The organism is Variovorax paradoxus, from assembly GCF_000834655.1.
Taxonomy (GTDB): Bacteria; Pseudomonadota; Gammaproteobacteria; order Burkholderiales; family Burkholderiaceae_C; genus Variovorax; species Variovorax paradoxus_F.
In genome coordinates this window covers 33,875-46,922 of sequence record NZ_JXQQ01000005.1, presented here as the reverse complement: position 1 = coordinate 46,922, position 13,048 = coordinate 33,875, and the positions used below count along the sequence as shown (strand labels likewise).

8 protein-coding genes are annotated in these 13,048 nt (G+C 69.3%); 3 read left to right on the top strand and 5 right to left on the bottom strand.

Features of this window, described 5'->3' with window-relative positions; translation table 11 throughout:
• Positions 1–58: 58 nt before the first annotated feature.
• Complete coding sequence (locus tag RT97_RS01390; protein ID WP_042576991.1) at positions 59–1,009, top strand: helix-turn-helix domain-containing protein; 951 nt, start codon at positions 59–61, stop codon at positions 1,007–1,009.
• A gap of 4 nt (positions 1,010–1,013) precedes the next feature.
• Here the strand turns inward: RT97_RS01390 and RT97_RS01385 are convergent, their stop codons facing one another.
• Positions 1,014–2,249, bottom strand: coding sequence for an MFS transporter (locus RT97_RS01385; RefSeq protein ID WP_042576990.1), 1,236 nt, complete (start codon positions 2,247–2,249; stop codon positions 1,014–1,016).
• 438 nt (positions 2,250–2,687) lie between these two features.
• On the opposite strand from RT97_RS01385, the gene RT97_RS01380 reads away from it, so the two are divergent.
• Both RT97_RS01380 and RT97_RS01375 read left to right on the top strand, forming a co-directional pair.
• Entirely contained in the window at positions 2,688–3,194 is a 507-nt protein-coding gene (locus RT97_RS01380) for a TOBE domain-containing protein (protein ID WP_253278102.1), read from the top strand.
• A 33-nt stretch (positions 3,195–3,227) separates the two neighbouring features.
• On the top strand, positions 3,228–4,277 hold the full coding sequence (locus RT97_RS01375) for an NAD(P)-dependent alcohol dehydrogenase (RefSeq protein ID WP_042577039.1): 1,050 nt from the start codon (positions 3,228–3,230) through the stop codon (positions 4,275–4,277).
• A gap of 10 nt (positions 4,278–4,287) precedes the next feature.
• Here RT97_RS01375 and RT97_RS01370 read toward each other — a convergent pair whose 3' ends face one another.
• Genes RT97_RS01370 through RT97_RS01355 form a run of 4 tightly spaced genes read right to left on the bottom strand, consistent with a single transcriptional unit; the run spans position 4,288 to position 13,033 of the window.
• Positions 4,288–7,362, bottom strand: a complete 3,075-nt coding sequence (locus RT97_RS01370; RefSeq protein WP_052810514.1) for an eCIS core domain-containing protein — start codon at positions 7,360–7,362, stop codon at positions 4,288–4,290.
• A gap of 10 nt (positions 7,363–7,372) precedes the next feature.
• A complete protein-coding gene (locus tag RT97_RS01365) occupies positions 7,373–8,752 on the bottom strand; it encodes an ATP-binding protein (RefSeq protein WP_216595150.1) in 1,380 nt (459 codons plus the stop codon).
• Positions 8,749–10,251 carry a contractile injection system tape measure protein gene (locus RT97_RS01360; RefSeq protein ID WP_042576989.1) on the bottom strand — a complete coding sequence of 501 codons (1,503 nt, stop codon included), beginning with the start codon at positions 10,249–10,251 and terminating at the stop codon, positions 8,749–8,751. The genes RT97_RS01365 and RT97_RS01360 overlap by 4 nt, the downstream gene beginning before the upstream one ends.
• A gap of 1 nt (position 10,252) precedes the next feature.
• Positions 10,253–13,033 (bottom strand): hypothetical protein, encoded by a 2,781-nt coding sequence (locus RT97_RS01355; RefSeq protein WP_042576988.1) that lies wholly within the window; start codon positions 13,031–13,033, stop codon positions 10,253–10,255.
• Positions 13,034–13,048 lie beyond the last annotated feature (15 nt).

Here is a 13,048-nt window from a genome sequence, read left to right as displayed (position 1 = left end):
GCTGCCGGCGGTCGGCAGAGGCTCTGGAGCATCCCGCGGTCGCACCCAGGGAAACGCCATGAGCAAGTACAACAATGCGCGAAAGCCCGAGCTCGAACACGAGCTGATGCGCGACCCGCGCCTGGGTTTCGAGCCCGCCGGCGGCAGCTCGGTGCGCTGCCTGCAGCATGGCGTGCCCTGGCCCTTCGACTGCTGGCATTACCACGACGAGTACGAGCTGCAGATCATCAACCGCAGCAGCGGCGATGCCTACGTCGGCAACCACATCGGCCGTTTCGAGCCGGGTTACGTGGCCCTGGTCGGCGGGCGCCTGCCGCACACCTGGATCTCGCACGACGTGCCGCCCGAGGGCATTGCCGACCGCAGCATGGTGATCCACTTTCGCGACGAGCCGCTGCGCAAGGCCGCGGGTCTTTTTCCTGAACTGGAAGCCGTGTTGCCGATGCTCGACCGCGCCAGGCTCGGCATCGAGTTCTTCGGCATCAGCGCGCGGATGCGCGAGCGCTTCGGCCGTGTGCAGGGCCAGGAGGGCATGGCGCGGCTCTCGGAATTCATCGGGGTGCTGCACGAACTCGCCAATTGGGAAGACTGGCGCCAGATCTCCAGCGCGACAGGCCCGCTGGACGACGACCCGAGCGCCAACACCCGCATGCGCCGGGTGCTCGACTACCTCGACGCGCACCTGACCGAAGAGCTCTCGCTGCCGGCCGTGTGCGCGGTGGCCAACATGGCCGAGAGCAGCTTCTCGCGCTACTTCCACAAGCACATGGGCAGCACCTTCACCGACTTCGTGACGCGGCTTCGCATCACCAAGGCCTGCGAGATGCTGCAGACCTCCGACCGGCTGGTGAGCGACATCTGCTACGAGGTGGGCTTCGCGAACCTGGCGAACTTCAACCGGCGCTTCCTGCAACTCAAGGGCATGACGCCCTCGGCCTACCGCCAGCAGGCGCAGGATCGCTTCGGCCTGCGCACCGCGCAGAACACACCGCTCGCCACCACGGCGTGAGCGTTCAGGCGTTGGAATCCCGCGGCGTCAGGTGCCGGGTTGCGGCCCAGAACGCCAGCGCGACGCCGCTCGTCGCGGCCCCCGCGAGGCAGACGCTGTTCCAGCCGCCGTGCGCGTACAGCATCGTCGAGGCGATCGATCCGGTGGCCGAGCCGATCGAATAGAAGATCATGTAGCCGGCGGTCAGCCGGCTCTGCGCTTCGGGGCGCACGCGGTAGATGAGGCTCTGGTTCGCAACGTGCACCGACTGCAGGCCGAAGTCGATCGTCACCACCCCGATCGCCATCGCCCAGATCGACCACGGCAGCAGCGCGATGAGCCCCCACGACAGCAGCATGACCACAAGCCCGATGGCGGTGGTGCGCTGCGCCCGGCCCCGGTCCGCCTGGCGGCCCGCGCGTGCGGCCCCCAAGGCACCCGCCGCGCCCGCCAGGCCGAACAGTCCCACCTGCGTGTGCGACAGCGAGAACGGCGCTGCGGTCAGCGGCAACACCATCGGCGTCAGCAGCATCGTGATGGCCATGAAGATCAGCATGGCGAGCACCGCGCGGATGCGCAGCACGGGCTCCTCCGCAAATAGCGTGAACACCGATCGGATCAGCTGCACGTACGAGATGCGCACCGATGGCCTCTCCTGCCGCGGAAGCGCCTTCCACAGCAGGCCGGCGACGACCAGCGTGCCCGCGGCGGACACCAGGTACACCGAGCGCCAGCCGAAGAGGTCCGACAGCGTGCCCGACACCGCGCGTGCCAGCAGGATGCCCACGATGATCCCGCTCGTGACGATGCCGACCACGCGGCCGCGCTCGCCCGCCGGCGCCATGAGCGCGGCATAGGCAACCAGCACCTGCGTCACGACGGCCAGCAGGCCGACCGCCGCCATCGCCGGTAGCAGGATCGCCGCACTGGGCGCCAGCGCCACGCAGAGCAGGGCAATGACCGACAGCAGCGACTGCCCGACGATCAATCGCCGCCGGTCGATCAGGTCGCCCAGCGGAACCACCATGAGGAGCCCGAGGCCGTAGCCGACCTGGGTGGTCGTGATGACGATGCCGACCGTGGCGGGGCGGATGCCGAAGGTGGCCGCGAGCGTATCGAGCAGCGGCTGGGCGTAGTAGACGTTGGCCACCGCGAGCCCGCAGGCGATGGCGAACAGCAGCGCCATCGGGGCGGAGATGGTGGGGGCAGCGGGTCGTGCGTCAGGGAGGCTTGCCGCGTTCGGCTCGAGGTTCAGTTCCATGGCGATGTTCGTTTCGGCGAGAAGAAGCGATATGGCCTCTGGTTTCAAAAGAAGACCGGAGAAATTCTATCGTTCTGGTTTTTCATTGCAACCGATATGGGCAAAACGATGGCCGCGCCGCCCGTGGAGAGCAGGTTGACGCCGGTCCCTGCCGTCGAGGTGCTGTCGGTCGCGATCGCGCCGTTAGAGCCGAGCTATTTCTTCGCGCCCGGTTCCGGCCTGCAACCCAGGCGTTGCAATGAAATAAAACTGACTATCGGCGCGGACCCCCGGCTAAACCCCAAGTCCGCTGGTCATGGAAATACCAGTCCGCCAGCGCGCCTGTACGCAGCGTGCGGCTGGGCCTGCATACGCTTCGTTCCTCTCACACAAGCACAAGGAGACGAACGATGACGAACCGAACCACTCGCCGCGTCACTGCCGGCGCGCTGCCGCATCGTGCTGCTGCGCGACGGGCGCATCGAGCAGGTCGGCACGCCCCGGGAGATCTTCGAGCGCCCGCGCTCGGCCTTCGTGGCCGGCTTCATCGGCACGCCGCCGATGAACCTGGTGGAGATGCGGATCGAGGCGCCCGCCGATGGGCATGTCGTGCTGCGCGGGCCGTGCGGCACGGTGCACGTGGATCCGCGCCGTTTCGAGCTCGAAGGCCGCGCGCGCGTGACGCTGGGCGTCCGCCCTGCGCACCTGCAGGCGGACACCCATGAGGGTCGCCTGGGCGGCTTCGCGGGCGAGGTGCAGCTCATCGAGTACCTCGGCAACGAAGTGCTGGTGAGCTTCGGCCCGAACGGTGGCGACGACGGCGGCGAAATTTCCGCGCTCATGCCATCGGCCCAGGGCCCGGGCCTGCACGAGCGCGTGCGCTTCGTTGCCGATCCGCAGCAGGTGCACCTGTTCGACATCGACACCGGCGTCTCGCTGTTGCGCACCGGCGCCCCTTTTCACTGAACCCCCGACACACCCTTTGAGCGAAAGATGGAAATGAGAGCACTGGTCCTGGAAAAGGCGCACGAAATCACGCTGCGCGACGTCGACGTTCCCCTGCACATGGGGCCGCGCGACGTGATGATCCGCGTGCACACCGTGGGCGTGTGCGGCAGCGACGTCCACTACTACCAGCACGGCGGCATCGGCCCCTACACGGTCGATGCGCCGATGATCCTCGGCCACGAGGCCTCCGGCGTGGTCGCCGAGGTGGGCGCCGAAGTCACGCACCTCCAACCGGGGGATCGCGTGTGCATGGAGCCAGGCATCCCCCAGATGGATTCGCGCGCCACCCGCGAGGGCATCTACAACCTCGACCCCGCCGTGCGCTTCTGGGCCACGCCGCCGATCCACGGCTGCCTCACGCCCTTCGTGGTGCATCCGGCCGCGTTCACTTTCCGCATGCCCGACAACGTGAGCTTCGGCGAAGGCGCGATCGTCGAGCCGCTGGCCATCGGCCTGCAGGCCGCGAAGAAGGCGGCGCTCAAGCCTGGCGACGTCGCAGTCGTCATCGGCGCGGGCACCATCGGCGCGATGACCGCGCTGGCGGCGCTGGCCGGCGGCGCGGCCCGCGTGATCCTTGCGGACCTCGTGCCCGAGAAGCTCGCGCTCTTCGCCGGCAACCCCGCGGTGACGACGGTGAACGTGCGCGATGCGAATCTCGCCGACACCGTGAGGGCATTGACTGAAGGCTGGGGCGCGAACGTCGTCTTCGAAGCCAGCGGCAGCACCCGCGCCTTCGACGGCATCTTCGACCTGCTGTGCCCCGGCGGCTGCCTCGTGCTGGTGGGCATACCGCCGGCCAAGGTGGCGTTCGACATCGTCGCGATCCAGGCGAAGGAAGTGCGCATCGAGTCGGTGTTTCGCTACGCCAACATCTTTCCGCGCGCGCTCGCGTTGATCGCTTCGGGGCAGGTGGATGTGAAGCCGTTCATCTCGCGCACCTTTGCGTTTGAGGATGGGATCCAGGCTTTTGAAGAAGCGGCGGCGGGGCGTGCGAGCGACGTCAAGATCCAGATCGAGTTTCCGGAAACGTCCTCCGTCTGACCGGTCGGTTCTAGCCGTGGACAACGATCACGAAGTTCCTCGCCAGCAGCGTGGAACGCAATTCTGCATTTGGCGGCGCGCCATAGAAGATCCAGAACACATCCCTGCGGACTGGCGGAATCTGTTTGCTTGCTGCTGCGCGCCAGAGGGTGTCCTTGTCGATCTGGGCTCGTATTTCGGAGGTTGCCTTCACTTCCTTCTTCACACGCTTCCCTTTTACTGTCGTCCACACCCTGTAGTTCTTGATTTCCTTTGCGATCTCGACAGTGCCGCCCTGGCCGGTATCGCGCACGTCATGACGTCGCCCTCCCAGCTGAGTGTCGACCGTGACTTCGCGCTGACCGCCTGAAACCTCCTGCTCGCGCACCTCGGCTGCGGTGCCCCGGTCTTTCCCGGTTCCGCGCCTATTGACGACTTGAGAATGCGTCAAGGTCGTGGGTCGTCCCGGGCCCAGCATGCGAGCGGGATCCGTGGTAACGGGGAATTTCAGTTGTTCTTCCTGCTGGCGGTTCTTGATGTCCTCCTTGGACACCACAGCCGTTTTCTTACCCTTCTTCTTTGGATTGATTTCTCCCTCGACATGGGAGAACTGCGAGTCCGGCGATTTGTCGTCTTCGACGATGACCAGCTTGGTCAGTTTGTACTTGGCACGAATCGCGTTCGTCTTGGCGGCCACTTGATCAACTGGAATGCTCTTGTCCTCCAGCAGCGCCGTAGCCTCGGCCGTCGCGGCGTCGAGATCTCTTTGCTTCTGCGCGGTACTCCGGCTGTCCTTGGCATCCTTCTTCCCCAGCAGCGCATCCAGGAACTTCTTCGCCATCTTCCGCACCCACGCCACCATCGAATCCAGCGCCTTGTCCACCGGCGCGCGGATCTTCTGCAGGATGCCGTTGATCTTGGCCGCGATCTTGCCCAGCCCCGCGAACCCCGCGAGGAAATTGATCGCGAGCGACAACCCGCCCGCGAGCACCGACTCCACCTTGCCCGCCGCCGCCCCGATGGCGCCGCTCGCAATGGCCGAGATGGAGCCCACGAAGGCGCTCACCACCGCGGCGATCTCGGAGATCTTGTTCACGAAGACCATCACCATGTCGTAGATCGACACGATGGCCGAGATGAAGCCTGCGCCGGGGATGAACATCGCCACCAGCTTGGGGATCGCCTTGGTCACGACCGCCTCGACGATCATTCCCTTGATGCCTTCGATCACCTGGTCCTTGAGCGCGGCGAGCTCCGCCTTTACCTGCTTCCAGGCGGCGGCGGGGCCCTTGTCCTTCAGCGTCATGACGATGCCGAAGCCTTTCTCCAGCGCCACCACCGCGGTCTCGCCGATGCCCTTGACCAGCTTGCCGCGCAGGTTCCCCCAGCTCAGGCCCAGCACCGAGAACGCGAACTTCACGATCTCGGGCAGCGAGAGCGCGGTGGGGATGTACACGCCCGAGAGCGAGCCGGTGAGCCACTTGATCAGCCCGTTCTGCAGGTGCGTGAGGAAGTTGCCCGCGAAGTTCTGGAAGCCCAGCTTGGCGGCCTTGCCCAGGTTGCTCACGAAAGGCAGCGGGTCCTTGATGATGTTCTTGAGCGCGCCGCCCGTCTTCTGGATCGTGCCCCAGGCGCCGGGGCTCACCACCTCGAAGACGATTTCGGCGAGCTTCATCGCCGAATCGACGCCCCAGCCGATGAAGCTCGCGACAAAGTTGCCGAACACGGCCGCAACCTTCGCCAGGCCTCGCGGGAGCACCACGATGTCCATCAGCTCCAGCGAGGTGAAGGCCGCCATCGCCAGCGCCGGCACCTGCTTGACGAAGCCCACCAGCGCCTTCTTCGCGTCGTTGAACCAGGCAACCACGCGGCCGATGGCGCCGGTGGACTGCACGCGGCCCCACACCTCGCCCTGGCCGGCCAGCGTCATGATGCCGCCGAGGATCGCCTGCGCGTCGCCCGGCGATTCTTCGCCCGTCACCGGGTCCTTGCCGAGCACCGCCTTGAGCAGGGGATAGGCCGGCGTGGTCGCGGCCAGCGCGGCCAGCGGCTTCAGAACCGCGTCCTTGATGAGGGTCAGGATGTCGCCCGCCAGGCCCGCCACGAAGGTCTTGATCTGGTTCCACGGCGTCGTGAAGATGCGCACCGCGCGGTTCCAGGCGCCGCCTAGGTCCAGCAGCGCGCCGGGGCCGAGCGAGTCCGCGTAGTCGAACACGGCCTGCTTGAAGGTGGCGCCCACCATGCCGAGGCTGTCGACCTGCTGCGAGAACCAGTTTGCGATCTTGTCGAACACGCCGTAGGTGTCCAGTGCCTTCACGATCAGGTCGCCGCCGGGCACGAAGCGCACCAGCGCGCGAAACACGTTGGCCGGCGAGCGGTCCACCGCGCGGCCGTTGATCGGGTTCATGCCCAGCACCAGCGCGAACATGCTGAAGCCCGGGATGCTGTCGGCCTTGCCGGCGAAGTAGTCGAGCGCGTCCTGCACGCCCAGGCGCTGCACCTGCGGCTCGCTGCGCACGCGCACGGTCGTGTCCACGCTGCGGTGCGCCGTGCCGGGCTGCGCGGCGCCGCCCTGCTGGATGGTGTGCGTCAACTCGTGCGCTATGAGGCCGCGGCCTTCGACGCTGCCCGGCGCAAAGCGGTCGCGGCCGAAGAACACCTCGTGCCCGACCGTGAAGGCGGCCGCGTTGAGCCGACGGCTCGCGCGCGCTGCCGCATCGCCGGTGTGCACGCGCACGGCCGAGAAGTCGGCGCCGAAGCGCGGCTCCATGTCGTGCCTGAGATGGCGCGGCAGCGGCTGCCCCACCGACGCTCCCACGCCCAGCGACGAGGGCAGCAGGCTGCGCGCCGAACCGCGCGCGGGCACGGTCTTGGCGAAGCGGCGCGCCTGCGGTGTCGCGGCGGCCGGTGCCATGGCGAGCACGCGCTGCGAGACGCGCACCGCCTCGCGCTCGGCCGGATCGGAGGGTTGCGACACGCGCACCGGCGCAACGGGCGCCGCAGGCTTCGAGGTGGCGGGGGGCACGCGTCGGGGCGGGGGCCTGCGCGTGTCGGGCACACGCAGTGCCGCGCGGGCGGGGGAGGGCTGGGTGGCGGTGTCGGCCATGGGCGTCCCGCTACAGCGCGCGGCCCTCCTTCAAGAGCTCGCGCCGCACGCCTTCGTCCACGTCTTCGGCGCGCAGCAGGCCGTCGCCGCGCGCCAGCGAGCGCAGGCACGCATAGCGAAGCACGTTGACGATGGTGCCGCCCGAGAGCTCGTGCTGCTGCGCAAGGCGCGTGAGGTCCAGGGCCGGGTCGGGCCGCACCGCATCGGGAATGCCTTCGCGCCACAGCCGCAGCCGCTCGGGCGGACGCGGCAGCGGGAACTGCACCACCGACTGGAAGCGGCGCAGGAACGCGTCGTCGATGTTGTGGCGCAGGTTGCTCGCCAGAATCACCACGCCGTCGAACGCCTCGATGCGCTGCAGCAGGTAGCTCACCTCCTGGTTCGCATAGCGGTCATGCGCGTCGCTCACGCTGGTGCGCTTGCCGAAGAGCGCATCGGCCTCGTCGAAGAAAAGAATCCAGCCGCCGCGCTCGGCCGCGTCGAACAGGCGCGAGAGGTTCTTCTCGGTCTCGCCGATGTACTTGGAGACCACCAGCGAAAGGTCGACGCGGTGCACCTCGCGTCCGCAGCGCTCGCCGATGAGGCACGCCGACAGCGTCTTGCCGGTGCCCGAGGGCCCGTGGAACAGGCTCACATGGCCGCGCCCGGTGCGCCGCCCGAAGCCCCAGTCGTGCAGCAGGCGCTGGCCGTGGGCGAGCCAGAGATGAATGTCCTCGAGCTGCCCGAGCGTGGTGGCGGGCAGCACCAGGTCTTCCCAGCGCAGGCCCGTCTGCACCCGGGTGGCGAGCGCGGTGCGATCGGGCGGCGCCGGCAGCGCGGGGCCGGGCAAGGCTTCGGCAAGAAAGGCGGGCGAGGGCGCGAGCAGCGATTGCAACAGGCCGCCGGCCTCGGGCGAGGCCGGCGTCTCGGTGTGCAGCAGGCCGTCGCGCGCAAGGCGCTGCTGCGGCGACAGGCGCTGCAACGCCTCGAAGCGCCGCGCGAGGTCGTCGCCCGCGAGCAGGAAGCAGCCCGTCTCGACCGTCGGCAGCATCGCGCCGCCGGGTCCCACGTGCGCGCCGAACTCGGTGTAGGGGCGCTGCGTGGTGGCGTTCTGCGTGGCCAGCACGTCGAGCAACTGCGGGCGCAACTGGGGCGCGAGCGCGAGGATCATCAGCAGCCGCTCGGCGGCGTCGAAGCCGTGGCGCTGCAGCGCGGCCGCATACGGACCGGCACCCGGGCGCAACGATGGCGGCGGCGCGAGCGTGCCGGGCAGCGGCGGCGACCCCGGTGCCTTGTCGTGAAAGTAATGGTGCAGGCGCAGCTCGATCACGTGCGCGAGCCATTCGAGCTCGGCTTCGAGCGTGTCGGCATCGACTCGGGCGTCGACGGGCGGCATGTCGGCGGGCTTCATGGCGTGGGCCACTCCACGACGAGGAGTCGGCGCATCCAGGGCAGGCGCACCTGCTCGATGCGCCAGGGCAGCATCGCCATCAGCATGTCGAAGGCCTCGGACTGCATGCGCAGGTGCCACGCGCCGTCGTCGCGCGAGAGCAGGCCGCGCCGCTGCAGGAAGCTCAGGCGCAGGCCCTCGATGCCGGTGCCGCGCAGGGCGCTCCAGTGGTCGCGCACGGCAATGAGCAGCGCATCGACCTCCTCGCAGTCGGCCAGCGAAAGCGCGGGCAGCGCGGCGTCGAGCGGCTCGTCGGGCGGGCGGCCGAGCAGCAACTTGATGAAAGGCAACTGGTGCTCGGCGATGGGCGCGTCGTCGCAGGCCAGCGCGTGCAGCAGCGCGCAGGCGCGGGGGAACTCGGCGGGAACGATCTCTTTGCCACCCTCGTCGAGCACGCCGCAACCGGCGAGCAAGCGGGGCAGCCAGGGGTGCAGCATCACGAGGCCGGCGAGCGGGACCAGCAGGGGCTCGGCGGTTGTCGCGGAATCGCTCTCCACCGGATGCTTTTGCGCAGGGTGGTGAGGCTGTTCGGTTGCCGGTGCGGCGGAGGTCTTCGTTCCTTCCGCCACCGAGGGCGCACGAGCGGTTCTCCGGGTGTTTGCCCGTCCGACGAGTGCTTCCTGCAGCGATGCAAGAAACGGCGGTGCGCCTGCCACCGCGCGCTGCTGCACGACAAGCTCTCGAAGTGCATCGGTGCCGAGTGACGCGGCGAGCCAGACGGCCTGCCACTCGATGCGATCGACGGCATCGTCATCGATCCACGCGCGCCAGCGCTCCAGCGTCGCGGGGCTCAGCGGCTGCGACGGCCAATGCACGGCCAGCAGGCGGCGGCGCAGTGCGGCCGGCAGAAGCGGCAGCCAGCGCAGCAGTGCGCCGAAAGCCGCGCGCGCCTCGGTCGCCTCGGGCAGCACCGCGCGCAGCGGGTCGGCGCCGCATGCCACCGATTCCGCCGCCCGCATCGCCGCCTCGGCCAGCACGCGCTGCGCCTCTTCGGGCGCGAGGCCGGCGAGCGTCCAGGGCAGGAGGCCATTCGCCATGTAGTGCTTCAGGGCCTGGCGTGCCTCGAGGGCAGTCGAGCGTTGCGACAAAACGATGTCGGCCTCGGGAAAGGGCGGCGTGGCCGGCGGCTTGCCCGACCCGCGCTCATGTCCGGCCTCCACCGTCCGCGCATCGCGTGTCACCGGACGCTCCGCCGCAGCCAGCGCCGCGCGCACCGCGGCCTCGATGCGTTCGGACAACTCGGCTGCCGGGAGCCCCCGAAGGTCCGCCAGCCGCACATCCAGTGCCAGCCTCGGCAGGTGCCACACCTCGTTGGGCGGCACCGCCTTGTCGAACGCGCGGTCCAGCGCCGCCTCGCAGATTTCGCCCTGCTCGCGCAGCAGCCTGCGCAAGGCGAAGGCCTCGGCCGGGTCGGAGGCCGAGGCCCGCCAGCGCAGGCGCCGCACGCGGTGGGTGTCCATGTCAGCGCCCGATGTTGCGCAGGTTGCCCAGCACCACCGCCTGGTTGCCGGTTGCCCGGCCCTGCGCGGTCGCAAGGCGCGTGTCCAGCTGCGTCTTGGCGGCCGGGCTGCGGATCGCGCCCATGCTGTTGGTCATGGACTGCGTCAGCTGCTTGCCGGCCGGGCTGCCCACGTCGACGCCGGCCGTCACCAGTTGTGCGGCCACGCCGCCGACGGTCTCGGCAAGATCGAGTTGCGCGCGGTCGAGGTCTCGCTCGACCTGCTTGCGGGCGTCGTCCGGCAGGCCCGGCTGCACCAGCAGGTCCTGCAGCGTCTGCAGGCGTTCGGCCTGGTGCGTCATCTCGCGGGTCTGGTAGTCGAGGTAGCGGTCGCCGGTCAGGTCCGCCAGCGCGGCCTTCCTGGGGTCCACCGCATTGCTCGGCACGAAGGCGCCCTTCACCAGCCCTTCGATGCGGGCGCTTTGCAGTTCGAGGTCCTTGTTCAGCACCGCGCGTTCCAGGTCCACGCGCTCCTTGGCGACGAGGTCCATGGGCTTGACGTAGCGCGTGCCGCCGAACATCAGGGGCCCCGGAGGCAAGGGGGTGGGCGCCGGGGTGGGCGATGGCGATGGCGAAGGCGGCCTCGGCGGTGGCGGCAGCGGGGGCTCGGCGGGCTCGGGCGTGTCGATCTCGGCAGCCGGATAGGGCAACGTGAGGTCGGCCACCACGCGGCCCTGGTCGTCGTACACCAGCACGAAGGTGCCGCCGCGCCACACGCCGCCCAGGTGGTCGACGCCGGCGTGCTCCTGCACGAACTGGGCGAACAGCAGCCGTGCGTCGGCCGCGCGGTCCTTGTCCAGGATGAGCGTGTCCAGCCAGTCGATCCAGTGCGGCTGCCGGCTGCTGATCAGGTTGTCGAACGGCGAGACATAGTCGGTGCGCGACAGGTGGCCCAGGTTGTTGCGCGCCTGGCCCATCGACTGCAACGACGTGGCATAGCTGCTGCGCCAGGCTGCGCCCTCGGCACCGTTGGCGGCGGTGCGGTAGGCGCTGTAGTTCTTCTGCGAAAGCACCGGCGCCGCGGCCTGCCCGGCGAGGGACACCGCATCGCTGGTCGCGCGCATGGTGCCGATGACCGGCGTGCCGGCGTCGGTGCTGCCCAGGATGAGCCGCTTGTCGACCGCTTCGGTCACGTCGTCCAGCTGGCTCAAGGCAAAGCTCGCGCCCTCGGCGAGCCGGTACGTCACGTCCTGCCTGAACAGGTAGTGCAACGTGTGCAGCGGCGTGTACCGGATCGGCGGCCTGAAGCGGATGCGATCGGGCTGCGTGTGCACCAGCACCGCCTGCACCTGGAACGGCAGGTTGCGATCGGCGATCAGCTGGCGCAGCTCGTTTCCCACCGTCTCCACCGCGCGGCCTAAGTGCCCTTCGATGCGAAAGAAGTCGTGCTGCCCGATCGCAAAGGCCAGCGGGTCGCGCGCCTGCGCCGTGCTGGCCCACGCGGCCCCGCGGTAGCCGAGGTTCTGCCCCTCGTGGTGGCGGGAGGAAAGACGGAAGTTCCACGCCGCGTGGATCGGCGCGGTCTCCAGCACGCGGTAATACCAGGGGATCGCGCGCTTTTCCAGCGGGTGCAGGTCCGAGAGGCTCGGCGTGACGCGTACCGCGGTGTCGGTGGGCATCTGGAAGCTCGCGATCAGCGTATCGAACTTCCATGCGTGAAAGCGCGCATGCGCCGAGTGCTCCCGCGCGGTTGCGTCCAGCGGCGAGGGGTACAGGCCCGTGCGCAGTTCGCGCGGCGCGGCGGTGGCGCCCAGCAGCAGGTGCTTCGGAAACGCGGCCACGTCCGGCAGCGGCACCGCGTCGTCGGCCAGCAGCGCCTCGCGCAGCGCGTTCCACTGGTCGATGAGGTCCTTCACGAAGCCGTAGCAGCTCTGCGCAGCGCCGGGCGCGCCCGCGAACTGCGTGGAGAGCGATGTCAGCGCACCCAGCCAGCGCGTGGTCGGATCGGCGCCGAACATGTCGGTGAGCACCTCGGGGCAGTTGGCGTCGAGCGAGGGCAGGGCGCGCTGCAGGTCTTCGAGCGATGCGCGCGCGGTGTCGCGGTAGCGCGCGGCCAGCAGCGCGGTGTTGACGATGTCCTTGCCCAGCACGGGCCGGCGCATCGCCACCGGCGGCAGCGCCTGCGCGGCCTCGCTCGCGGGGCGCAGCGGCAGCCGGTCGAGCAGGGTCTGCGCGTCGCTGCGGCGGATGAGCAGCAGGCGAACGCGGTGCAGCGCATCGCGCCCGAGGTTGTCGCAGTCGGTGCCGCTGCACATGTCGGGGTCGTTGACCACGCTCTCCATCAGCATCAGCACCGCGCGGTCGGCGAGCGGGCCCGGAAGCGCCGAGAGCGGCTGCGCGAGCACGTCGCTCTCGCCCACCGGCACCAGTTCCTGCAGCGCGATCATGTCGGTGGGCGAACCGTCCGCCGCGGTGCCGCGGTAGAACGGCCGGTACACCGGCGCGGTGGTGTCGTAGGGGCGGAAGCGGTCGTAGAGCGTGTCGGCCGCGAGCGTCATCAGGTCGCCGTCGGTGCTGACGCCGAAGCCGCGCGTCACGCGCACGCCGGCGCCTTCGCGCGACACGTGAAGCCCCGTCACCAGCCCGACGCCCGAAAGCGCCACGCGCGAGAGCCGCACCTGGTCGCCCCAGAAGTCGGACACGCTGTTGAGCTGCCCGTGCGTGAGCACCTGGTCGGGCTCGAAGACGGTGTAGTGGTCGGCCAGCGTCTCGAGGCTGCTGAGCACTTGCAGTGGATCGGCCATGGTGGTGACTCCTTG

Bases quoted from the DNA above. Each gene is read 5' to 3' on its own strand.
- RT97_RS01385 (WP_042576990.1), bottom strand. From the start codon at position 2,249: ATGGAACTGAACCTCGAGCCGAACGCGGCAAGCCTCCCTGACGCACGA.
- RT97_RS01370 (WP_052810514.1), bottom strand. From the start codon at position 7,362: ATGGCCGACACCGCCACCCAGCCCTCCCCCGCCCGCGCGGCACTGCGT.
- RT97_RS01390 (WP_042576991.1), top strand. From the start codon at position 59: ATGAGCAAGTACAACAATGCGCGAAAGCCCGAGCTCGAACACGAGCTG.
- RT97_RS01355 (WP_042576988.1), bottom strand. From the start codon at position 13,033: ATGGCCGATCCACTGCAAGTGCTCAGCAGCCTCGAGACGCTGGCCGAC.
- RT97_RS01375 (WP_042577039.1), top strand. From the start codon at position 3,228: ATGAGAGCACTGGTCCTGGAAAAGGCGCACGAAATCACGCTGCGCGAC.
- RT97_RS01365 (WP_216595150.1), bottom strand. From the start codon at position 8,752: ATGAAGCCCGCCGACATGCCGCCCGTCGACGCCCGAGTCGATGCCGAC.
- RT97_RS01360 (WP_042576989.1), bottom strand. From the start codon at position 10,251: ATGGACACCCACCGCGTGCGGCGCCTGCGCTGGCGGGCCTCGGCCTCC.